The organism is Mesorhizobium ciceri biovar biserrulae, assembly GCF_001618845.1.
Classification (GTDB): domain Bacteria; phylum Pseudomonadota; class Alphaproteobacteria; order Rhizobiales; family Rhizobiaceae; genus Mesorhizobium; species Mesorhizobium ciceri.
In genome coordinates this window covers 3,551,725-3,572,072 of sequence record NZ_CP015064.1, presented here as the reverse complement: position 1 = coordinate 3,572,072, position 20,348 = coordinate 3,551,725, and the positions used below count along the sequence as shown (strand labels likewise).

Annotated in this window: 23 protein-coding genes; 8 read left to right on the top strand and 15 right to left on the bottom strand. The window is 61.7% G+C overall.

Going from position 1 to position 20,348, the window contains the following annotated elements; translation table 11 throughout:
- Window positions 1–127: 127 nt before the first annotated feature.
- The 6 genes from A4R29_RS16700 (at window position 128) to A4R29_RS16675 (ending at window position 6,820) form a co-directional block, all read left to right on the top strand.
- Window positions 128–2,689 (top strand): GcvT family protein, encoded by a 2,562-nt coding sequence (locus tag A4R29_RS16700; RefSeq protein WP_063172390.1) that lies wholly within the window; start codon window positions 128–130, stop codon window positions 2,687–2,689.
- 94 nt (window positions 2,690–2,783) lie between these two features.
- Window positions 2,784–3,632: a DUF1194 domain-containing protein gene (locus A4R29_RS16695; protein ID WP_063172389.1), complete on the top strand. Its 849-nt coding sequence runs from the start codon at window positions 2,784–2,786 to the stop codon at window positions 3,630–3,632.
- Window positions 3,633–3,710: 78 nt separating this feature from the next.
- Entirely contained in the window at window positions 3,711–4,055 is a 345-nt protein-coding gene (locus tag A4R29_RS16690; RefSeq protein ID WP_024501320.1) for a peptidase inhibitor family I36 protein, read from the top strand.
- Between the two features lie 154 nt (window positions 4,056–4,209).
- Complete coding sequence (locus tag A4R29_RS16685) at window positions 4,210–5,160, top strand: ABC transporter substrate-binding protein (protein ID WP_024501319.1); 951 nt, start codon at window positions 4,210–4,212, stop codon at window positions 5,158–5,160.
- Window positions 5,161–5,267: 107 nt separating this feature from the next.
- Entirely contained in the window at window positions 5,268–6,041 is a 774-nt protein-coding gene (locus A4R29_RS16680) for an ABC transporter permease (RefSeq protein WP_063172388.1), read from the top strand.
- The gene (locus A4R29_RS16675) at window positions 6,038–6,820 is read left to right on the top strand and encodes an ABC transporter ATP-binding protein (RefSeq protein ID WP_013531158.1); all 783 of its coding nucleotides are present in this window, start codon (window positions 6,038–6,040) and stop codon (window positions 6,818–6,820) included. Before A4R29_RS16680 ends, A4R29_RS16675 begins: the two co-directional genes overlap by 4 nt.
- Here the strand turns inward: A4R29_RS16675 and A4R29_RS34180 are convergent, their stop codons facing one another.
- The 4 genes from A4R29_RS34180 to A4R29_RS16665 all read right to left on the bottom strand — a co-directional run bounded on the left by A4R29_RS34180 (window position 6,821) and on the right by A4R29_RS16665 (window position 8,957).
- Window positions 6,821–7,000, bottom strand: a complete 180-nt coding sequence (locus A4R29_RS34180) for a type II toxin -antitoxin system TacA 1-like antitoxin (protein ID WP_224674842.1) — start codon at window positions 6,998–7,000, stop codon at window positions 6,821–6,823.
- A 13-nt stretch (window positions 7,001–7,013) separates the two neighbouring features.
- A complete protein-coding gene (locus A4R29_RS16670) occupies window positions 7,014–7,952 on the bottom strand; it encodes a GlxA family transcriptional regulator (protein WP_348625597.1) in 939 nt (312 codons plus the stop codon).
- Between the two features lie 345 nt (window positions 7,953–8,297).
- Window positions 8,298–8,432: a hypothetical protein gene (locus tag A4R29_RS35365; RefSeq protein ID WP_013531161.1), complete on the bottom strand. Its 135-nt coding sequence runs from the start codon at window positions 8,430–8,432 to the stop codon at window positions 8,298–8,300.
- 339 nt (window positions 8,433–8,771) lie between these two features.
- Complete coding sequence (locus tag A4R29_RS16665; protein ID WP_013531162.1) at window positions 8,772–8,957, bottom strand: hypothetical protein; 186 nt, start codon at window positions 8,955–8,957, stop codon at window positions 8,772–8,774.
- A 221-nt stretch (window positions 8,958–9,178) separates the two neighbouring features.
- Here A4R29_RS16665 and A4R29_RS16660 point away from each other — a divergent pair, with 221 nt between their 5' ends.
- Window positions 9,179–10,078 carry a LysR substrate-binding domain-containing protein gene (locus tag A4R29_RS16660; protein WP_013531163.1) on the top strand — a complete coding sequence of 300 codons (900 nt, stop codon included), beginning with the start codon at window positions 9,179–9,181 and terminating at the stop codon, window positions 10,076–10,078.
- Between the two features lie 27 nt (window positions 10,079–10,105).
- Here the strand turns inward: A4R29_RS16660 and A4R29_RS16655 are convergent, their stop codons facing one another.
- The 10 genes from A4R29_RS16655 to A4R29_RS16610 form a co-directional block, all read right to left on the bottom strand.
- Window positions 10,106–11,053: an alpha/beta hydrolase gene (locus tag A4R29_RS16655; protein ID WP_063172387.1), complete on the bottom strand. Its 948-nt coding sequence runs from the start codon at window positions 11,051–11,053 to the stop codon at window positions 10,106–10,108.
- 232 nt (window positions 11,054–11,285) lie between these two features.
- Window positions 11,286–11,471, bottom strand: coding sequence for a hypothetical protein (locus tag A4R29_RS16650; protein ID WP_013531165.1), 186 nt, complete (start codon window positions 11,469–11,471; stop codon window positions 11,286–11,288).
- Window positions 11,472–11,657: 186 nt separating this feature from the next.
- Complete coding sequence (locus A4R29_RS16645) at window positions 11,658–13,811, bottom strand: ASKHA domain-containing protein (RefSeq protein ID WP_063172386.1); 2,154 nt, start codon at window positions 13,809–13,811, stop codon at window positions 11,658–11,660.
- The gene (locus A4R29_RS16640) at window positions 13,762–14,736 is read right to left on the bottom strand and encodes a methyltetrahydrofolate cobalamin methyltransferase (RefSeq protein WP_013531167.1); all 975 of its coding nucleotides are present in this window, start codon (window positions 14,734–14,736) and stop codon (window positions 13,762–13,764) included. Before A4R29_RS16640 ends, A4R29_RS16645 begins: the two co-directional genes overlap by 50 nt.
- A gap of 81 nt (window positions 14,737–14,817) precedes the next feature.
- Window positions 14,818–15,909 carry a methylenetetrahydrofolate reductase gene (locus A4R29_RS16635; RefSeq protein ID WP_013531168.1) on the bottom strand — a complete coding sequence of 364 codons (1,092 nt, stop codon included), beginning with the start codon at window positions 15,907–15,909 and terminating at the stop codon, window positions 14,818–14,820.
- Window positions 15,906–16,532 (bottom strand): methylenetetrahydrofolate reductase C-terminal domain-containing protein, encoded by a 627-nt coding sequence (locus A4R29_RS16630; protein WP_063172385.1) that lies wholly within the window; start codon window positions 16,530–16,532, stop codon window positions 15,906–15,908. Before A4R29_RS16630 ends, A4R29_RS16635 begins: the two co-directional genes overlap by 4 nt.
- A complete protein-coding gene (locus A4R29_RS16625) occupies window positions 16,525–16,827 on the bottom strand; it encodes a virulence factor (protein ID WP_013531170.1) in 303 nt (100 codons plus the stop codon). Before A4R29_RS16625 ends, A4R29_RS16630 begins: the two co-directional genes overlap by 8 nt.
- 204 nt (window positions 16,828–17,031) lie before the next feature.
- Window positions 17,032–17,814 carry a formyl transferase gene (locus A4R29_RS16620; protein WP_063172384.1) on the bottom strand — a complete coding sequence of 261 codons (783 nt, stop codon included), beginning with the start codon at window positions 17,812–17,814 and terminating at the stop codon, window positions 17,032–17,034.
- 93 nt (window positions 17,815–17,907) lie between these two features.
- The gene (locus tag A4R29_RS16615) at window positions 17,908–18,483 is read right to left on the bottom strand and encodes a DUF4893 domain-containing protein (RefSeq protein WP_063172383.1); all 576 of its coding nucleotides are present in this window, start codon (window positions 18,481–18,483) and stop codon (window positions 17,908–17,910) included.
- Window positions 18,484–18,587: 104 nt separating this feature from the next.
- Window positions 18,588–19,217, bottom strand: a complete 630-nt coding sequence (locus A4R29_RS16610) for a DUF1638 domain-containing protein (RefSeq protein WP_027160503.1) — start codon at window positions 19,215–19,217, stop codon at window positions 18,588–18,590.
- 63 nt (window positions 19,218–19,280) lie between these two features.
- Between A4R29_RS16610 and A4R29_RS35640 the strand changes: the two genes are divergently transcribed.
- The gene (locus tag A4R29_RS35640; RefSeq protein ID WP_013531174.1) at window positions 19,281–19,421 is read left to right on the top strand and encodes an entericidin A/B family lipoprotein; all 141 of its coding nucleotides are present in this window, start codon (window positions 19,281–19,283) and stop codon (window positions 19,419–19,421) included.
- 88 nt (window positions 19,422–19,509) lie between these two features.
- Here A4R29_RS35640 and A4R29_RS16600 read toward each other — a convergent pair whose 3' ends face one another.
- Window positions 19,510–20,208, bottom strand: coding sequence for a corrinoid protein (locus tag A4R29_RS16600; RefSeq protein ID WP_013531175.1), 699 nt, complete (start codon window positions 20,206–20,208; stop codon window positions 19,510–19,512).
- Between the last annotated feature and the right edge of the window lie 140 nt (window positions 20,209–20,348).

The following is a 20,348-nucleotide window of genomic DNA, read 5'->3' as shown; positions in this document are numbered from 1 at the left end:
AGGCGCCCGATGTGAAGCATTCTGCCGTCTGGTCGCTCGGCTTTTTGCCAATGTCGCAAACAGGCTTCAATCGCCCTGCCGCTCCGCCCTATAGTCCGCCCGCTTTATCACTTTGGAGTCGCGGGCAATGGCAGAGTTTCCGAAAAAGGCGAGGGTCGTCATCGTCGGCCTGGGCGGTATTGTCGGCGCATCGATCGCCCATCACCTGATCGAACGCGGCTGGGATGACATTGTCGGCATCGACAAATCAGGTATCCCGACCGATATCGGCTCGACGGCGCACGCCTCCGACTTCTGCTACACCACCAGCCACGATTTCCTGTCGTGCTGGACGACGCTCTACTCCATCGATTTCTACGAGAAGATGGGTCATTATGCGCGGATCGGCGGCCTCGAGGTCGCGCGTGTCGGCGACGACAGCCGAATGGAAGAAATCAAGCGCAAGATCGCCTCCGCCAAGGCGTTTGGCACGCGCGCCCGCCTGATCGAGCCGGCCGAGATCAAGGAAAAATTTCCGCTCATCGAAGAAGCGATTGTCCAAGGTGGTCTTTGGGATCCCGATGCCGGTCTGGTCATCCCGCGTTCGCAGACGGTCGCCGGCAAGCTGGTCGACCAGGCGGAAGCGTCGGGCAAGCTCAAATCCTTCGCCAACACATCGGCCCGGTCGCTGGTCGTCAAGGACGGCCGCATATCAGGCGTGGTGACGGACCGCGGCACCATCGAGGCCGACTATGTCGTCGTCTGCGCCGGGATTTGGGGCCGGCTGATAGCGGAAATGGTCGGCGAAGACCTGCCGGTCATGCCGATCGACCATCCGCTGACCTTCTTCGGCCCCTACAACGAGTTCGCCGGCACCGGCAAGGAGATCGGCTGGCCGCTGCTGCGCGACCAGGGCAACTCGGCCTATATGCGCGACACCGGTGATCCCAAGACCGCCGAGGGCGGGCAGATCGAATGGGGTTATTACGAAGAGACCAATCCGCGCCTTTGCCACCCGCGCGACCTGCTGGAGAAGGACCAGGCGCGGCTTTCGCCGTCGCAACGCGATCTCGACATGGAACAGATCCTGGCGCCGCTCGAACGCGCCATGGAACTGACGCCGATCCTCGGCGAACTCGGCTATAATGAGAGCCATTCGTTCAATGGACTTCTCCAGGTAACCGCGGATGGCGGCCCGTCGATGGGCGAAAGCCAGAAGGTGCGGGGTCTGTGGTATGCCGTTGCCATCTGGGTCAAGGATGGTCCCGGCATGGGCAAGCTTATCGCCGACTGGATGACCGACGGCCGCACCGCAATCGATCACCATGCCATCGACTATGCACGGTTCTATCCGCACCAGACCAAGGAGCAGTTCATCTGGGACCGCTGCACCGAGACGGCGATGAAGGTCTACAATCCGGCGGTACATCCGCGCGAGCCGTTCTCCAAAGGCCGCAACATCAGGCGCTCGCCGTTCTGGGAACGCGAGAAGGAACTCGGCGGCTATTTCATGGAACTCGGCGGCTGGGAGCGCGCCCACGGCTATGCCGCCAACGAGCATCTCCTGGAGAAATACGGCAACCGGGTGCCGGTGCGTGAGAACGAATGGGACAACCGCCATTTCTGGCGCGTCTCCAATGCCGAACATCTCGCCATGAGCGAGGATTGCGGCATCGTCAACCTGTCGCATTTCGCCATGTACGACATCGAAGGTCCAGACCATGTCGCGCTGCTGGAATGGTTGTGCGCAGCCAAGATTGGCGGCGACAACAACATCGGCAAGGGCATCTACACCCACTTCCTCGACGAGGAAGGCATGGTGCGGGCCGACTTTACCGTCATTCGCATGGCCGACCGCTGTCGTTTGATCGACGGCGCGGACGCTGGCCCGCGCGACTTCCAGTACATGCGCCGCACGGCACAGGACAAAGGTTTCGACGTCACCATCACCGACGTGACCGAGAAGTTCGTCACCATCGGCATCTGGGGACCGAACGCCCGGGCGACCTTGCAGAAGGTGGTCGAAAACCCGGACGGGCTCTCTGTTGAGAACTTCCCATTCGCGGCGATCAAGCCGGTCCGGATCGGCGGCAAGGACGTCACCGCTTTCCGCATCTCCTATGTCGGCGAGCAGGGCTGGGAACTGCATATGCGCTACGAGGACGGTCTCGCTGTGTGGGACGCGCTGCGCTCGACCGGCGTGATGCCTTTCGGCGTGGAGACCTATGCCAACACGCGCCGCATGGAAAAGAGCCTGCGCCTGCAGAACGCCGACCTTCTGACCGAGTACAATCTGCTCGAAGCGGATCTCGCTCGTCCAAAGGTCAAGGAGAACGATTTCTGCGGCAAGGCGAAGCACGTCGAATACCGCGCCCGCGAGCACCAACCGGCCATGCTGTGCACGCTGGTGATGACCGAGAATGTCGATTCCAAAGGCGTTGCCCGCTATCCCGTCGGCACCATGCCGGTGATGGATCCGAAGACCGGCGAGACGCTGGTCGACGAACTCGGCCGGCGGTCCTTCACCACCTCGATGGCCTATGGCCCGACCATCGGCAAGAATATCGGTCTTGCCTATCTGCCGTGGGCGTACGCCCAGGAAGGCCGCAAGCTCACGATCGAGTATTTCGGTGAGACATATCCGGTCGAAGTGGCGGCTGTCGGCTACAAGCCGCTCTACGATCCGGAGAATTTGAAGCCGCGCAGCTGATTGCTAGCCGGCGCAAAGGGCATGAAGGCAAAAGCCTGGCCATCGGCCGGGCTTTTCTCTTTTTAAGCCGACGGTTTTCGCTTACCTTCGCGGCATGTCTGCTTTTGCCTGCGCAAGACATTTCCTTTCAGGCTGCGCCGCGTTCGCACTGACGCTCTGGTTGACGCCCGCGGCCCAAGCTGACGAGCCCGTCGATGTCGAGCTGGTGCTGGCCGTCGATGTCTCGCTGTCGATGTCTCCGGACGAACTCGAGATCCAGCGTCACGGCTACGCCGCGGCACTGACGCACGACAATGTGCTGCAGGCCATTGCCGATGGCGCTTATGGCAAGATCGCCGTCACCTATGTCGAATGGGCCGGCACCAACTGGCAGCGCGTCATCGTGCCGTGGACGGTGATCGTCAGCCGCACCGACGCCGAGCGGGTGGTTGCGCAACTATCCGCTCAGCCGCCCAACAGCGCGCGGCGCACCTCGATCTCCGGAGCGCTGGAGTTCGGCAACGACCTGTTCGCCGAAAGCGGCTACCAGGGCACGAAGCGGGTCATCGACATTTCGGGCGATGGCCCCAACAATCAAGGCGCGCCGGTCAACCTGACCCGCGACGATCTGATCAAGCAAGGCATCGTCATCAACGGCCTGCCGCTGATGACGCGAGGCGGTTTTTCCGGCGCCTACGACGTCAGCAATCTCGATCGCTACTACAGCGACTGCGTCATCGGCGGACCCGGAGCCTTCATGATTCCGGTCAACGACTGGACGCAGTTTCCCGAAGCCATCCGTCGCAAGCTGGTGCTGGAACTCGCCGGCCCGGCCTCGCCGCAATGGGCGGCAGAAGAAGCCACGCATCCGCCGATGGTATTGGCGCAGGACAAGCCCGCCACCGACTGCCTGGTCGGCGAGAAAATGTGGCGCAACCGCAGCTGGATGTTTGACAGCCGCTAGGCGACCGAAGCATTGGCAAATTGGCCGGACCGCGCTATCCAGTCGGAGGGGCCGCGGCAAAAACCGAGGAAACATCAGATGAAACGTCTAGCCATCCTGACTGCTGTCGCGTCCGTGCTTTTTGCCGACGCCGCCAGCGCCCAATACAATGATGAGCCCGCCTGCATGATGTTCGAGCACGCGAATTTTCGCGGTCGGTCCATCGGTATGGGCCCCGACGATTCCGTGAACTTTCGCGGCGGCCAGTTCTGGAACGACCGTGTGTCGTCGGTGATCGTGCGCCGGGGTTGCACACTCATTGCCTATGAGGACTCCCGGATGGGTGGCCGCTCGATCGAGATCCGGCGCCGGATCCGCGATTTCGGCGGCAGCGACTGGAATGACCGTATATCGTCGGCGGAGTGCACCTGCGACGATTATTGAGGCCATTTTGGATTAGCCACGATGGATTTCTGGCGGTGGTAGCCATTGGCCGACAGCAGAGCCGGGCCTGCCGGTTGCCTCACCAAGCTGTTCATTGACAAGCCGATTGGCGTCTGTGAGACAATTCCCCAGCAAAAACAAAAGGGGAACCGACATGAACAGGATCGCCGTTCTTACCGCAACTCTGACACTTGCCGCCGGCCTGTCCGCACCGGCGATGGCTGCCACCTCGGTCACTATCGGCATCAGCGGCTGGACAGGCTTCGCGCCGCTGACGCTTGCGAAGCAGGCGGGCATCTTCGAGAAACACGGACTCGACGTGACCTTGAAAAAGGTGCCGCAAGCGAGCCGGCCGCTCGCCATCGCCAGCGGCGACCTGCAATGCGCGGCCACCACGGTGGAGACCTGGCTGGTGTGGAACGCCAGCGGCGTCACCACCAAGCAGATCTTCCAGCTCGACAAATCCTACGGCGCCGACGGCATCGTCGCCCGCAACAACATCAAGACCGTCGCCGATCTCAAGGGCAAGAACGTCGCGTCATCGGCGCCGGGCACGTCGCCCTATTTCATGCTCGCCTGGGTGCTGAACAAGAACGGCATGTCGACGAAGGACGTCACCGTCGTCAATCTGGAGCCTGATGCGGCGGCGCAAGCTTTCCTCGCCGGGCAGAACGACGCCGCCGTCACCTACGAGCCGTTCATCTCGGCGGTGCGCGACAAGTCGGACCAGGGCCATATCCTGGCGACGACGCTCGACTACCCGATGGTGCTCGACACGGTGGGCTGCACACCCGAATTCCTGAAAACCAATCCGGATGCCGCCAAGGCGCTGGCCGACAGCTATTTTGATGCACTCGACCTGATCAAGAGCGATCCGCAGAAATCCTACGAGACCATGGGTGCCGACGTGAAACAGTCGGCCAAGGAATTCGAGGATTCGGCGAAATACCTGAAATGGGCCGACCGGGCGGAGAACAAACAGTTCTTCACCAAGGAATTCCAGGACTTTTCCAAGACCGCCGGCGAACTGCTGCTGCAGATGGGACTGATCAAGGAAGCGCCCGACGTCACCACGTTGGCTGACACCAGCGCGGTTTCGAACTGATCGTTCGGCCTTTGACCATCAAGCGGCGGCGCCTGGCGCTGCCGCCTTCTCTTGGACAAAGCGCGATTTGAGCATGGGGACCATTTGAAAATGGCGACGATTTGACGATGCGCCCCTTGCATCCCGTCTCGCCGGGCATCCGAACCGTGCTCGGCATTTCCTTCTTCGTGCTTTTCGTGGCCTTCTGGGCTTGGATCACGCTAGGCGGCCACGTCAACCGCATCTTCCTCGCCGATCCGCTGTCGATGCTGCGGGATGGCTGGCGGCTTTTGGTCGAAGACCGTTTCTGGCTCGACGTTCTGATCACCATCTGGCGCGTCTTCGGCGGCTTCCTGCTTGCCTCGGTCGTCGGGGTGCCGCTTGGCATCGCGATGGGCGCCTGGAAGCCGGTGGAGGCGTTTCTGGAGCCTTTTGTCTCCTTCGCCCGCTACTTGCCTGCGTCGGCATTCATCCCACTGCTCATCTTGTGGGCCGGCATCGGCGAGCTGGAAAAACTGCTGGTCATCTTCGTCGGCTCGGTGTTCCAGATCGTCCTCATCATCGCGGTCAAAGTTGGCGGCACACGACGCGATCTGGTCGAGGCCGCCTACACGCTGGGTTCCACCAACAGCGGCATCGTCAACCGGGTGATCATGCCGGCCAATGCGCCGGAGATCGCCGAGACGCTGCGGCTGGTGCTCGGCTGGGCCTGGACCTATGTCATCGTCGCGGAACTGATCGGCTCGTCATCAGGCATCGGCTACATGATCATCAACAGTCAGTCGCGGCTGGCGACGGGTCAGATCATCTTCGGCATCATCGTCATCGGACTGATCGGGCTGTTGTCCGACTTCGCCTTCAAGGCCTTCAACCGCTGGCTCTTTCCGTGGAGCCTGGCGTGAACAAGCTTCTCATCGAGGGCGTTTCGCGCACCTTTGCCGGCGTGCGCGGCGGTCAGCCGGTCAAGGCGCTGATGCCGATCGACCTGGCGGTCGCCGCCAACGACTTCATCACTATTCTGGGGCCGTCCGGCTGCGGGAAGTCGACACTGCTCAGGATTGTCGCGGGCCTGGAAGCATCGAGCGAGGGCCGTGTGCTGCTCGACGGCAAGGCGGTGACCCGGCCGGGGCCGGATCGCGGCATGGTCTTTCAGTCCTACACGCTGTTTCCCTGGCTGACTGTGGCGCAGAACATCGCTTTCGGCTTGCGCGAACGCGGAATGCCCGAAAAGGAGCGGGACGGGGTCGTCGCTTCCTACGTCAATCTCGTCGGCCTGAAAGGGTTCGAGAACCATTGGCCGAAGCAGCTCTCCGGCGGCATGCAGCAGCGCACGGCGATCGCCCGGGCGCTGGCTAACGATCCGGAGATCCTGTTGCTGGATGAGCCGTTCGGCGCGCTCGACAACCAGACGCGCGGTCTGATGCAGGAACTGCTGCTCGGCATCTGGGAACGGCGCCAAAAGACGGTGCTGTTCGTCACCCATGACATCGAGGAGGCGATCTTCATGGCCTCGCGCGTCATCGTGATGACGGCGCGGCCTGGCCGCATCAAGTCGGATGTCGCCATCGACCTGCCGCATCCGCGCCATTACACGCTGAAGACCAGCCCGGAATTCTCGGCGCTGAAAGCGCGGCTGACCGAGGATATTCGGGTCGAGGCGATGCGCACGGCGCAGGCGTAGTCAGACCGACACAGCCTGATCATCTGGAAAGATACTTGGCTCGCTCAACAGACGCTTGAGGCGAGGAAGATCACGTTTCGGGGCGTCCAGAGCCGCCTTGAACGCTACCCATTTTTCGACATCGAGAGGAAAGATGCGCCGGTCGGCCAGCCTTTCGGGTCGAGTCGTTCTCGTACTCACGTGACACCTCTGCTCAGGCGGCCAGCAGTTGCTTGCGGTCGACGCGCTCCTGCTGCGGCGAGCGGGCGTAGAGTTCGCGGTAGCATTTGGAGAAATGCGAGGCCGAGACGAAGCCGCAGGCGACCGCCACCTCGACCACTGGCATCGAGGACTGGATCAGCAGGTGCCGAGCGCGGTCGAGCCGGATTTCGAGATAATAGCGGGCGGGGGAGCGGCCCATCTCGGTGCGGAACAGCCGCTCGATCTGGCGGCGCGACAGGTCGACATGATCGGCGATCTCGATCAGTGACAGCGGCTCCGACAGATTGCCCTCCATCAGTTCGATGATGGTCAGCACTTTCGAGTTCTGGACGCCGAGGCGGGCGCGCAGCGGCAGGCGCTGGCGGTCGGTGGGGCTGCGCACGCGGTCGGTCAGCACCTGCTCGCAGACGCGGTTGACGAGGTTCTCGTCAAAGTCGTCGCCGATCAGCTTCAGCATCATGTCGAGTGCGGCAGTGCCACCGGCGCAGGTGTAGATGTTCTGGTCGATCTCGAAGAGGTCGGCAAAGACATTGGCCTTCGGGAACGCCTCGGAAAAGCCCGGCAGGTTCTCCCAGTGGATGGCACAGCGCTTGTTGGACAACAGGCCGGCGGCGGCGAGGATATGCGCGCCGGTGCACAGGCCGCCAACGGCGACGCCGCGATTGTATTCCTCGCGCAGCCAGGCGAAGGCGGACTTGTTTTGGTAGCGCTCGACATTGATGCCGCTGCAGACGATAGCCATGTTCGGCCGATCGGGGCCTGCCATCTTCTTGCGTTCATCCTCGAGCGACGTGTTGACCGCGCATTCGACTCCGTTCGAGGCGCGCACCGGCTTGCCGTCGATGCTGGCGAGGCGCCAGCGATAGGCCTCGTAGCCGAGCATGCGATTGGCCGAGCGCAGCGGGTCGAGCGCGGTCGCAAAGGCGATCATGGTGAAATCGGGAATAAGGAAGAATACAAACGACCGCTTGATCGGATGCTTTACGGCGTTCAAGGGAACCTCACACAGCCATGGCGCGAACAGGATGTCGCGAATAGCATAGCGACATCAGGAAAAACCATGTCTGTCAATCGGCTACGCCGCTACGACAAGATTAAATTTGCGACATGGGTCGCAAATGGGCAATCGGCGTGCAGCGGGGCCCGGAAGTGGCACGAACTGTTCAAGGGACAGGCAGCGTACAGCCTGTGCGCAGAACAAAAACGCCGCTCTGGCTGGAGCCAGGCGGCGTTGCAGTTTTAAAGCAGCGGCAGGGATGCGCTGCCTGGAAAATCTTCAGGCGACGAAGCCGAGGCGCGCCGCATTCATGGCGCCAGTCTGGCCGGGCATGGTGTTGGCGAGACGCTGACGCTCGAGAGCGGTGGTCAGGTTCATTTCGCGGCGGGCAAAGAGGCGGGCAAAAAGCTTCATAATCATCTCCATTCGGTTGCTCAGACGGGTCGCCTTCGCTTGATGGAGTGGGGCAGCTCGTTTGCTGGCGCTGATATAGGCTTGTGTAAGCAGAAACTAAATCGCAAAAGCGAACCGCTTGATATGAAATGCGACATCGATTGCGACAGATTTGGGCAAGGTGCTCAAAATTTACGATCATTTACAAGACATTAAGTGAAAACAGGAGCTGCTATGCGGCTTTCTCATATGCGTCATGCGTTGGCGACATGGCTCCAAAACTCATTTGTATACAAATAAAATAAAGAAGGCCTGCCGGGCGGTTCGCGCGGCAGGCCTTCAGCACATAGTACACACGATCTACTTTGCTCCAGCCCAGGATCCGATGCCATTGCGAGTGCCGGTCTTGGTGTCGGAAGCCTCAGGCCAGCCGATATCCTTCTGCAGTTCGATCGGCAAGGAACGGATGGCGCGCTCGGTCTGGTAGCGGGCGCGTGCCGCGCTGAATTCGGTCGCGATGCGACCAAGAGACGACAGGATAGACATTTCTTTCTCCTTTGGTGGCTGGCGGGTGCCAGACAGCGCGTTGGTTACGTCGGGTTTGTTTCAACTTCATTTCGTGTCGAATGCAGGTCTGTGTCGGGGTCGTTTCATGGCTGCTTGTGGCAGCTGCCTCATTCGATGGAGTTGACTATCCTCCCAATCTGATGTTCAATCAAACGAAATGGAATGATGTTTTGTATCAGAAAAATTGAAGGTCGGTTGCCATGAACGCCCCGCTCAATCATCCGCTGCCACTGCTCGATCTCGACGTTTTGCGCACTTTCGTGGCGATTGCCGAGACCGGCAGCTTCACCACCGCCGCCAATGCCGTCTTTCGCACGCCGTCGGCCGTCTCCATGCAGATCAAGAAGCTGGAGGACATTCTCGGCCGCTCCGTGTTCGCGCGCGACGCCCGCTCGGTGTCGCTGACCACGGACGGCGAGATGCTGCTCGGCTATGCCCGCCGGCTGCTGTCGATCAACCGCGAGGTGGTGTCGAAGTTCATCATTCCCGAGATTGTCGGTGTCGTGCGGCTTGGTTCGCCGGACGATTACGGCGAGCGCGTGCTGCCGCATGTGCTGAAGCGTTTCGCGCAGTCGCATCCGTCGATCGCCGTCGACGTCACCATCGACCAGAGCAGCAATCTGCGCCGGCGCATGGACGACCGGGCGCTCGACATCACGCTGCTGACCAATTCCTACAAGACCAGCGCGCTCGGCGCCGAGGTGCTGCTGACCGAGCCGATTGTCTGGGCCGGCGCCAAGGGTGGCTGCGCGCATCTGCGCGAGCCCTTGCCGGTGTCGCTTTGGGAAGAGGGCTGCGCCTGGCGCGCCGGAGCGCTCGATGCGCTTGGCCGCGAGGGCCGCAACTACCGCATCGCCTATATGAGCGCGCACACGGCCGGCCAGCGCGCCGCGATCATGTCCGATCTCGCCGTGGCGCCGCTGCCGAAGTCGTTTCTCGGCAACGACATGGTCGAACTCTGCCCGAAGGACGGCATGCCCGACATCGGCACCTACAATCTGGCGATGGTGGTGGCGCCGGACGCCAGCGCGCCGGTCAAGGCCGTCGCCGACCACATCCGCGCGACCTTCGAAGTGTTCCGGGAAACCGGCAAGTTCTGACCGGCTGGTAAGGACGACAATATAGAGCTACTCCGCCGCTTCGGCGGGGCGCTGTTCAGGCTTTAGTCTCGTGTCTTGCACGATCCGGCTCTCCCCGAGAAATTCGACGATGCGCTCGCGGGCGCGCCGGGCCTCCGGCATGTCGATCAGCGGCCAGACGTGGAACATGCCTTCCTCATAGACAAGATCGATTTCAACGCCGGCGGCGCGGGCTTTTTCCGCGAAGATCAGATTGTCGGGCGTCAAAAGATCGCGCGAGCCAGTCAAAAGCAGTGTTCTTGGCAGCACTGACAGGTCTCCATAGACCGGGCTGATATGCCAGTCGCTGGGATCGATGCCGGCACTGTACAGACGAATCGCCTCTCGTCCGCCAGCTATGCCCAGCCAAGGGTCGTTGCGTTCCGCCTCGAACACTGCGGGATTGGTGAGCGACACGTCGAGACCCGGCGAAATGAGCACATGTCGTGACGGCAGGGACAGTCCTTCTTCGGCGGCCATCATGGTCAGCACCACAGCCATGTTGCCGCCGGCGGAATCGCCCATGAAGACGATGTCCTCGGCCTCCGTCTCGGCGAGCATCTGCCGGTAAACATCGCCAACCATTCCGAACATGGCGTGGAAATCATGTTCGGGGGCGATTGGATAGATCGGCACCGTGATTGCGTAGCCCAACCGATCCGCCATGTCGGCAATCAGGTGCCAATGATAGGGCGTGATTTCAAAGACATAGGCGCCGCCGTGCAAGTAGAGAATCCGCTTCTGTTCGCCGGACTTGGGTGGGATTTCGTATACGGGGAAGCCATCGACCGTATGCATCTCGATGTCGAGACGCTGGTGTAGCGAGGCGGGCGGCCGGTGGTTCTCGGTCTTGCGCGCGGCCGCGATCCAGCGCTGCAGATTTTCCGGACTGGCAAATGCCTGCTTACGGCTGTGCCGCAAGACAAAAGACACGACATGGCTTTTCAAACTTGGCATGCGAATACACGAACTTCGGCCAAAGCCGACTAAGAGAACCCCCTAAATCGAAAGATTGTGCCGTGGCTGAAAATGTCAAGATTTGCGCCCGCGTCTACACGGCGGTTTGATCCGCGCCGCAGTGGTCAGCGACGCGGTAAAAGTGCGGCTCGCAGCCGGTTGCTGGTGGTCGCCGGAGACATGCGAGGTCCCCGGCGCATGCCGAGCAATTTGCATTTGTCGGCGAAGGTCATCAGCGCGCGGCGCTCCAGATAGCGCTGCTGAGGGATGCCCTTTCACTGGATCGCGGCGACACCGGCCAGCCGATGTCCTTCTGGATTTCGGGCGGCAGGCTGTTCAGCAGGCGCCGCGCCTTGCTGCGGTCATGGGCTTGTCTGATGGCGGTGCCATAGCGGCTCAGGCTTTCGAGCATTGACATCGTTGTCTCCCCTGGAGCGTTGCAGCGGCTGAAAGATATTTCCTGCCTGCCGTTCGATGCCGGTTGAATGCGCCTGCCATGTATCTGGCGAATTTCACGAAAACAGCGTTTTGGTTTCCGGATCAGACGATCCGGAAACATTTGCATGCAAATGAGTTTCGAAAGGTGTTGGCGGGGGCGGGCCGCTTATTCCCGTCCACGCCTCCGCCCCTCGTGGCCTTCGCGCGAACGCCGGCGCGGAGCGGCGTCGCCGGCAACGCCATCCTCGCTGACCGTCTTGCGCGGCGGCAGTTTCACCGCTGCCGACAGTTTCGGGAACGGATCGACCTTGTTGGGCAGCGCCATGGCGTAGACGAAATGCTCCTGGAATTTCGGTTCCAGCGCCGTCTCGATCTTCTCGATCTTGCTGACCGTGTCCTCGATCTCGCGGCGGTAGCCGCGATTGAGCAGCGCCATGCGCGCGCCGGCACCGGCGGCGTTGCCGACCGCCGAGACCTTGTCGAGGTCGCAATCCGGGATCAGGCCCAGCACCATGGCGTATTTCGGATCGATGAAGGAGCCGAAGGCGCCGGCGAAATGGATGCGGTCGACATGCTCGGTGTTCTGCTTTTCCATCAACAGCTTGGTGCCGGCATAAAGCGCTGCCTTGGCAAGCTGGATGGCGCGCACATCGGTCTGGGTGATGGTGATCTTCGGCCCATCTTCCGTCAATGCGGCGGAGCCGTCCTTCAGCACATAGGAGAAGGTGCGGCCGTTGGCCGTAACGCGTGGCGAGCGCGCCGAAAGCCCGCCGTCGATGACGCCGTCCTCGGAAATGATGCCGGCGAGATACATCTCCGCCACCACTTCGATGATGCCGGAGCCGCAGATGCCGGTGACGCCGGTCGCCTGGACGCTTTCCAGGAAGCCCGGCTCGTCGGACCACAGTTCAGAGCCGATGACGCGGTATTTCGGTTCAAGCGTATCGGGATCGATGCGCACGCGCTCGATGGCGCCCGGCGCTGCTCGCTGGCCGCCGGAGATTTCGGCGCCCTCGAAGGCAGGGCCGGTGGGCGAGGAGGCAGCAACCACCCGCTGGCGATTGCCGAGCACGATCTCGGCATTGGTGCCGACATCGACGATCAGCATCATCTCGTCCTGGCGATGCGGGCCTTCCGACAGCGTCACCGCCGCCGCATCCGCACCGACATGGCCGGCGATGCAAGGCAGCATATAGAGCCTGGCGCCCTGGTTGAGCTTGAGGCCGATGTCGGATGCCTTGATGTGCACCGCGCCCGAAACGGCGAGCGCGAAGGGGGCACCGCCAAGCTCGGTCGGATCGATGCCGAGGAACAGATGGTGCATGATCGGATTGCCGACGAAGACGCTGTCCAGGATGTCGTTGCGCTGGACATTGCCTTCGGCGCAGACCTTGTCGACGAGACCCGAGATCGCCTCGCGCACGGCGACCGTCATGCCCTCGCGGCCGTCCGGGTTCATCATCACATAGGAGACGCGGCTCATCAGATCCTCGCCGAAGCGGATCTGCGGGTTCGAGGTGCCCGACGAGGCGGCGACGCGGCCCGACAGCAGCGACACCAGATGCATGGCGATGGTGGTCGAGCCGATATCGCAGGCCAGCCCATAGGCTTCGTTCTTGAGGCCGGGCCAAAGTGCTACGACGCGCGCTGTCTCAGAGTCGGCATCCTTGTAGATGGCGGCGGTCGCGGTCCAGTTGCCCTTGCGCAGGATGCCTTGCACCTGCGGCAGCAGATAAAAATCGAAATCGAGGCTTTTCAAACCCCAATCGTGCATCAGCGCGATCTTCAGCCGGTCGAGATCACCAAGCGGCTTGTGCATGTCGGGTTCTTCGATCTCGACATAGCACATACGGATCGCCGCATCGCGGGCGATGACCCTGGTGTCGGCATCCTTGCGGATGGTCTGCGCGTTGATGACGGTGTCCTGCGGCACGTCGATGACGAGATCGCCGAGGATTTGTGCCGAGCAGGAGAGGCGACGCCGTTCGGGTAGGCCGCGGACGTGCTCATAGCGCTCTTCCTTGGCGCCCTTGGGCGTGATGTGGTCGTTGGAGGAGGTGATCTTGTGCTTGGCGAAATTGCCTTCCTGCACTTCGATCTGGCAACGCCCGCAAGTGGCGCGTCCGCCGCACACACTTTCGACATAGACGCCGAGCTGGCGCGCGGCATCGAGCACCGGGGTGCCGACAGGAAACCGCCCGCGCTTGCCCGACGGCATGAACAGCACGAGCGGGTCGGTGATGTTTGCAGGTGAATTCACGATTGCGCGCTTACCCTCGGCCCATCCGGGCTTCACGGCCGCCACGGCGGCGACCGCCATTGCCGGCGCCGTCGCCCGGCGCATTGACTTGCGTCGGGGCGGCAACGGCCTGGCCGCCTTCGGCCGGCTTGTAATCCTTGTAGGTGCGGATCCAGTTGGTGCAGTTCTCGTCGGTGCCGTTCAGCACATTGGCCCCGCGCACGGCTTCCATTTCCTGCGGCCGCACCGGGTTCATGATGGCCGAGGTCATTCCGGCGCCGATCACCATCGGGATGAAAGCGGCGTTGATGCCGTGGCGATGCGGCAGGCCGAAAGAGATGTTGGACAGGCCGCAGGTGGTGTTGACCTTGAGCTCTTCACGCAGGCGACGCAGCAGCGCGAAGACCTGGCGGCCGGCATCGCCCAGCGCGCCGATCGGCATGACCAGCGGGTCGACGACGACGTCATGCGCCGGAATGCCGAAATCGGCGCAGCGCTCGACGATCTTCTTGGCGACGGCGAAACGCACGTCCGGGTCCATCGAAATGCCGGTTTCGTCGTTGGAGATGGCGACGACCGGCACGTTGTACTTCTTGACCAGCGGCAGGATGGCTTCGAGCTTTTCTTCCTCGCCGGTGACGGAGTTGACGAGCGGGCGGCCCTTGGCAACCTTGAGTGCGGCTTCGATCGCGGCGGTGACGGAACTGTCGATCGACAGCGGCAGGTCGACCAGCCCTTGCACGATCTCCAGCGTCTGCACCAAAAGGCCGGGTTCGGTCTCGTTCGGATTGACCGAGGTGACGCCGGCGTTGACGTCGAGCATGGTGGCGCCACAGGCTGCCTGCTCCAATGCGTCCCTGATGACGGTCTCGAAATTGCCCGCGATCATCTCGGCGGCCAGCTTCTTGCGGCCGGTCGGGTTGATGCGTTCGCCGATCACGCAGAACGGCTGGTCGAAGCCGATGATGATTTCTCGTGTCGCCGAAGCGACGATGGTACGGGTCATAAATTCTCTCCGCCGTGATATAAAGATTTCTTTATATCGTTGTCTGGTTTCGTTCAAGCGAATGGGTGACCGTCCGCGCCGTCAGTGCGCGGTCTTCACCATGTCCACCTGCGTTTCGGTAATGTCGTCGTGCAAGATGCTGTCGAGCCGGTCGGCGACAAGCTGATCGTCGCGGCGGATCTCACGTTTCCATGGCTGGCGGCCCTTCAGCACGCCCGATTCATCGACGATCTCGGCAACATATTCTTCCTGTCGGTAGGCCATCACGTGAACGCCGGAAACACCTGATATTTCCTTCACCTCGTTGATGATGTCGATGCAGAGCTGCTTGCCTTCCTTTTTCTGGTCCTGGGCGCCTTCCAGCCGCTTGATGACAGAATCGGGAATATGGATGCCCGGCACGTTCGAGCGGATCCACTTGGCCGTCTTGGCCGAGGCGAGCGGCCCGACGCCAACCAGGATGAAGCATTTTTCGGTATAGCCGAGGTCGCGCACCTTTTGCATGTAGGTGCGGAACATGGGCACGTCGAAGCAATACTGGCTCTGTACGAATTGCGCGCCGGCGGCGATCTTCTTGCCCAGCCGGTGCGGGCGGAAGTCGATCGGCGGCGCGAACGGATTGATCGCAGCACCCAGGAAAAGCTGTGGCGGCGTCGTCAGCTTGCGGCCGGACAGGAACTTGCCGTTGTCGCGCATGATGCGGCAGGTTTCCAGGAGCGACATGCAGTCGAGATCGAACACCGGCTTGGCGCCGGGCTGGTCTCCGGCCTGCACGCCGTCACCTGTCAGGCACAGCATGTTGGCGACGCCCATCGCAGCCCCGCCCAGTACGTCGCCCTGGATGGCGATGCGGTTCTTGTCGCGGCAGGCGATCTGCATGATCGGCGCATAGCCCATGCGGGTCAAAAGTGCGCAGATGCCGACCGAGGACATGTGGCAGTTGGCGCCCGATGCATCGACGGCGTTGATGGCGTCGACCCAGCCGTCGAAGATTTTCGCCCTGTTGTAGACGTCTTCCGGATCGGCGCTGTCGGGCGGGTTGAGCTCCGTCGTCACAGCGAACTCGCCGCGCCGCAGTACGCGCTCCAGCCGACCGCGCGAGGTGTGGCCGGGCAGGGGTTCGAGCGGCAGGTGGATGCCGGCCGGGTTTTCGTCGCGCTGGCGGCCGATCATGCCGACGCCCCGGTGCTGGCCGCCTCATTCTTGGCGGCAGCGGCGGCTTCGCGCGCGGTGGCCGCCTGAGCGGTCACCCGCAGCCAGGCCGAGGTTTCACGCAGCGACTGGTCGACCGGCTTCTGCACGGTCAGGATCCTGTCGCTGTGCACCATGTTCTGCGAGCCTTGCCAGGCCTTGACCCAGACGCAGGGCATATCGGGCTCGACCTCGCAATTGCCGTTGGCGCGGACACCGCCGCAAGGGCCGTTGCGCAATTGCTTGGGGCAGTTCATCGGGCAAGACATGCCTGTCGAGGACAAGATGCACTGGCCGCACATGCGGCAGTCGAACATGAAGCCCTTGACGCGCTTCTCGACAAATTTGATCGGCCCTTCGACACGGCCATAGCCTATGCCTTTCCATAAAGGATGGAGGAGCAGGAACATGTCGGCGAATTTGGCGTAGAACCATTCGAGTAATCGCGAGTGCCGCACCGACCATAATCTGACCGCGAAGGAACGCTGCACGCGCCGCTGCGGCGACACGTCGGCCGGCTTGTAGTCGGATTTCGGCGCTGCCTTCTTGACCAGAGTGGCCTGGGTAACAGCCGGCCTCTCCTTGGCAGGAATGGTTTCAGACATTTTCTTTGCCGCCCGCCTTGACCAGAGCGACCAGCCGCTCGCGGTCATATCTCGTGTCGATGTCGTTGAATGCCTTCTCGACTTCGGCTTCGAGGTCGTCGCCGACCGGAATGGGATCGGCTTTGCGCCATTCGGCCAGATAGTCGTCTGTACCGCCGGCGCCGGTGCGCATGGCGCACATGTCGATCGCCTCGGTAAAGCGCAGCGGCAGTTCGCGCTTGGCGTTCTGCCGGCCCTTCTTGACAATCACCTGGGCAGGGATGTCGCGCCAGTAGACGACGATCAGATCGGCCATGAATTCTCACTCCTCGAACTATCGAGCATTGCCGCAAGCGCAGTGGTGCCGCTTGTTATGGGACGACGCGCGCGCATTCAAAAGCGACGCATATCGATGTCGTAAAATGAAAGGTGGGTTTATTCGTTTGCGGCGTGTGCCGGCGCCCGGTCCAGCGCGTCGGAAACGCTGGCGCGCAGTATGCCGTCCAGGACGAAAAACGCGCTACCAGATGCCAGTTCTGAGGCCCGTCCAGACGTAGAACCAGATCGTCGGATGATACCAGAGTTTCGAAGGCAGGCCGGGATCGATCGTCGTGAGTTTTCCAGCCAGTGCATCGCTGACAGCCTCGACGCAGATGTCGCGCGAGAACGCCGTCTGGCGTAGCGCGTGACTTGAGATGGTGTCGCCTTTTTTCGATCTGCCGCGCGCCTGCTTCAGCACGCCACCAGTGTCGACGCCAGCGTCGACGAGGTGGACAGTCGTGCCGAAATTCTCCGCATCGCCTGATACCAGAGCCCAATAGCCGCCATTCATGCCGCGATATTTCGGCGTGATGCCCGCATGGTAGTTGAGCACCGGGCAGGGCATTTTGCTCAGCATCTCAGCCGAGATTAGTCGGCAACCGTTGAGCAGCACAACGCCTGGCCGGATCTTCTGGATCGCCTGCAGGCACTCAAGCCCATTGGCCGAGGCTACCGGGATGATCTCCTGGCCTGGTCGCGGCTCAACCTCCAGCTTCTCCTCGGCAATCAGTCGCGCGCTATGGCCGGCCAGGAATCGCTTGCCCAACCTACTCAGTACCATCGTGCCAAGCTGGCCGATGGCGGAGATCCAGCCTTGGCGGCGGGCCCGGCCACGCAGCAATTGCTTTTTGGATTCAGGCGTTTCGAGGACGACGCTGACAGGACCTACGCGGTCGGCGATCGCATTGATCATAGCCCAGACATGCTGGCCGCCGCCGGTGACGACCACGATCGGAGGCGTATTGGATTCTGATGCTGCCATGGATCTTGCCCCCTCCAAGCAACCGTTCTCGACAATAGACGGGATGCTAGGGTGTCCGGGTTAATCCTTGGTGATCAGCTCTTCGATACACGGTCAGCGCTTGAATTCGATGATATCGAGCTTCGATTCATAGTAGGGAGCCGGAAATTCGATGCGCCATTCCTTGGCGCTGTTGCGGAAGGCGTAGCCGACCTGGTCGGTTTGCGGACCGCTGCCATAGGGCTTTGCCGGATCGCTGTTGACATAGAAGGAGCCGAGATAGATCGCGCGTTTCTCGCCATCGTCGAAGAAACGGCCCCTGGTGCGCTGCGAGCCGCTGATCTTCTCCAGCCGCCAGCCGGAACCGTCATCGGTCACCTTGCACTTGAACCAGCCATAGATGACGAGCGGCAAAGGTCCGCCGGCCTTGATGGTGCGGCACTGCCAGTTGCCGGTCAGGTCCTTGTCGGAAAAGGCCACCAGCGGCTTTGCCAACAGGGCATCGAGTTGCTTGACCTCGGCCGGGTTGCCTGTCTTCGCCTCGGCAAGGGCTGCCTTGCGGGTCTCGCCATATTTGTCGAGCCGCGTCTTGTCGGCCGGGGTGATGAGTTTCTGTATCTCGCCGTCGGCATGGGCGGGCAGGGCCAAACAGAGGAGGCCGAGTGCAGCTGTCAAGAGGCGAGGGGTCATCAGTGCGTTTCCATGGCTGGCAGTCTGTTTGCTTGTGGCGCACACCTTACCCGTCCACGGCGGCCTGTCATCCAGGCTCGGGTCATCGCGGGGCAAGAATTGCTTCAGGCGCGTGCAGCCGCCTGCGCCATTCCGGCCGTCAGGTCGCCATAACCGGTGGCGCGGCGTTCATAGACGAGACCGAGCATTCTGGCGGCTTTTTCGGCGATCTTGTCGAGTTCCGGATCGTTGGTCTGGGCGAGGTAGATCAGCTTCTCGTAATTGCCGAAATAGTCCTTGATCAACTCCGGGTGCTTGTCGAGGCCGAGCGGTTTCATGAAGAAAGCGTCGAACTGCCGGCAGAGGAAGTCGGTCATGTAGAACGACATCATGTCGTCGTCTGCGACTTTCGCATAGGCCTCCATGCTCTGGTAGAAGGCGAAGCAATGCGGGCCGGCCATGCGCTCGACGCCATGCTTCTCGCAGATGCGGTCGAGCAGGCCGCCGGTGCCGCAATCGGCATAGCCGACGAAGATGTTGCTGTAGCCTTGCGTCTTGGCTTTTTCGATCGCCTTGTCCATGGCCGGTGCGATGCGGTCCGGGTAGAAATGGAATTCCGCCGGCAGGCAGGTCAGGTCGAGGTGATCCAGCCCGAGCTGTTCCTTGACGGCCAGAACTTCGCGCGCAATCATCCCGCAGGCGATGACGAGCAGCCTGTCGTCTTGATTCGGTTTCGTTTTTTGCGTCTTGGCCATGGAACCAGTCGAGCGGCCTTCGTTGTTGTGGCGCTAATTTATCTGTTGAGGGAGACACCGTCCATGAAACTGCTGCGCATCACGCCGATTGCCATCCTGGCCTGCGCCTTGGCCCTTGCGGCCTGCGCGAACACCGTCCGTGGCGTCGGCAGGGATGTCAAATCGACGGCCAAGGCGGTCGAGGACACCGTCACCAAGCCCTGATCCGCACGCGGCCACCTCATCATCTGGTAACAAAAAAGCCGCGCTGCAAGGGCGCGGCTTCTCCTGTCGTCCAGGCCGAATTGGCCAATCAGGCCGAAGCGCGCACATTGTGCTTGCGCTTCATGAAGTCCTTGGCGGTCTCGACCGCCACCGCCGCGTCGCGGCAATAGGCATCGGCGCCGACGGCCTTGCCGAATTCCTCGTTCAGCGGTGCGCCGCCGACCAGCACGACATAATCGTCGCGGATGCCTTTTTCCTTCATCGTATCGATGACGACCTTCATATAGGGCATGGTCGTGGTCAGCAGGGCCGACATGCCGATGATGTCGGGCTGGTGCTGTTCGATCGCATCGAGATATTTCTCGACCGCATTGTTGATGCCGAGATCGATGACGTCGAAGCCAGCGCCCTCCATCATCATGCCGACAAGGTTCTTGCCGATATCGTGGATGTCGCCCTTGACGGTGCCGATGACCATCTTGCCTTGCTTGGGCGCGCCGGTGGCGGCGAGCAGCGGGCGCAGGATGAACATGCCCGCCTTCATCGCATTGGCGGAAAGCAGCACTTCCGGCACGAACAGGATGCCGTCGCGAAAATCCTCGCCGACGATGCGCATGCCTTCGACCAGCGCCTCGGTCAGCACCTTGTAAGGCGCCCAGCCGCGCTCGAGCAGGATGTTGGTGCCTTCTTCGATCTCTTCCTTCAGCCCGTCATAGAGATCGTCGTGCATCTGCTGCACCAACTCGTCGTCGGAAAGTTCGGAAAGGATGATCTCGTCGTCGGACATTTGTATCGAGCTCCTGCCGGCATCGCGACCATGTCGCAAGGCACATATCTTCGCGTTCATACCTAACCCGCTGAGGGCATGTATCCATAGCTGATTTGCGACTTCCCGCAAAAGGAAAGCGACCGTAACTCTCTTGGAAT

What these genes read in the sequence shown, in the direction of transcription:
- A4R29_RS16695 (WP_063172389.1), top strand. Translation starts at nt 2,784, where the DNA reads ATGTCTGCTTTTGCCTGCGCAAGACATTTCCTTTCAGGCTGCGCCGCG.
- A4R29_RS16690 (WP_024501320.1), top strand. Translation starts at nt 3,711, where the DNA reads ATGAAACGTCTAGCCATCCTGACTGCTGTCGCGTCCGTGCTTTTTGCC.
- A4R29_RS16625 (WP_013531170.1), bottom strand. Translation starts at nt 16,827, where the DNA reads ATGGCCGATCTGATCGTCGTCTACTGGCGCGACATCCCTGCCCAGGTG.
- A4R29_RS16615 (WP_063172383.1), bottom strand. Translation starts at nt 18,483, where the DNA reads ATGACCCCTCGCCTCTTGACAGCTGCACTCGGCCTCCTCTGTTTGGCC.
- A4R29_RS16635 (WP_013531168.1), bottom strand. Translation starts at nt 15,909, where the DNA reads ATGATCGGCCGCCAGCGCGACGAAAACCCGGCCGGCATCCACCTGCCG.
- A4R29_RS16670 (WP_348625597.1), bottom strand. Translation starts at nt 7,952, where the DNA reads ATGATCGCCTTTGCGACCGCGCTCGACCCGCTGCGCTCGGCCAATCGC.
- A4R29_RS16685 (WP_024501319.1), top strand. Translation starts at nt 4,210, where the DNA reads ATGAACAGGATCGCCGTTCTTACCGCAACTCTGACACTTGCCGCCGGC.
- A4R29_RS16620 (WP_063172384.1), bottom strand. Translation starts at nt 17,814, where the DNA reads ATGGCAGCATCAGAATCCAATACGCCTCCGATCGTGGTCGTCACCGGC.
- A4R29_RS16650 (WP_013531165.1), bottom strand. Translation starts at nt 11,471, where the DNA reads ATGTCAATGCTCGAAAGCCTGAGCCGCTATGGCACCGCCATCAGACAA.
- A4R29_RS16610 (WP_027160503.1), bottom strand. Translation starts at nt 19,217, where the DNA reads ATGGCCAAGACGCAAAAAACGAAACCGAATCAAGACGACAGGCTGCTC.
- A4R29_RS35640 (WP_013531174.1), top strand. Translation starts at nt 19,281, where the DNA reads ATGAAACTGCTGCGCATCACGCCGATTGCCATCCTGGCCTGCGCCTTG.
- A4R29_RS16655 (WP_063172387.1), bottom strand. Translation starts at nt 11,053, where the DNA reads ATGCCAAGTTTGAAAAGCCATGTCGTGTCTTTTGTCTTGCGGCACAGC.
- A4R29_RS16600 (WP_013531175.1), bottom strand. Translation starts at nt 20,208, where the DNA reads ATGTCCGACGACGAGATCATCCTTTCCGAACTTTCCGACGACGAGTTG.
- A4R29_RS16660 (WP_013531163.1), top strand. Translation starts at nt 9,179, where the DNA reads ATGAACGCCCCGCTCAATCATCCGCTGCCACTGCTCGATCTCGACGTT.
- A4R29_RS16680 (WP_063172388.1), top strand. Translation starts at nt 5,268, where the DNA reads ATGCGCCCCTTGCATCCCGTCTCGCCGGGCATCCGAACCGTGCTCGGC.
- A4R29_RS16645 (WP_063172386.1), bottom strand. Translation starts at nt 13,811, where the DNA reads ATGGCGGTCGCCGCCGTGGCGGCCGTGAAGCCCGGATGGGCCGAGGGT.
- A4R29_RS16630 (WP_063172385.1), bottom strand. Translation starts at nt 16,532, where the DNA reads ATGTCTGAAACCATTCCTGCCAAGGAGAGGCCGGCTGTTACCCAGGCC.
- A4R29_RS16665 (WP_013531162.1), bottom strand. Translation starts at nt 8,957, where the DNA reads ATGTCTATCCTGTCGTCTCTTGGTCGCATCGCGACCGAATTCAGCGCG.
- A4R29_RS16640 (WP_013531167.1), bottom strand. Translation starts at nt 14,736, where the DNA reads ATGACCCGTACCATCGTCGCTTCGGCGACACGAGAAATCATCATCGGC.
- A4R29_RS35365 (WP_013531161.1), bottom strand. Translation starts at nt 8,432, where the DNA reads ATGAAGCTTTTTGCCCGCCTCTTTGCCCGCCGCGAAATGAACCTGACC.
- A4R29_RS16700 (WP_063172390.1), top strand. Translation starts at nt 128, where the DNA reads ATGGCAGAGTTTCCGAAAAAGGCGAGGGTCGTCATCGTCGGCCTGGGC.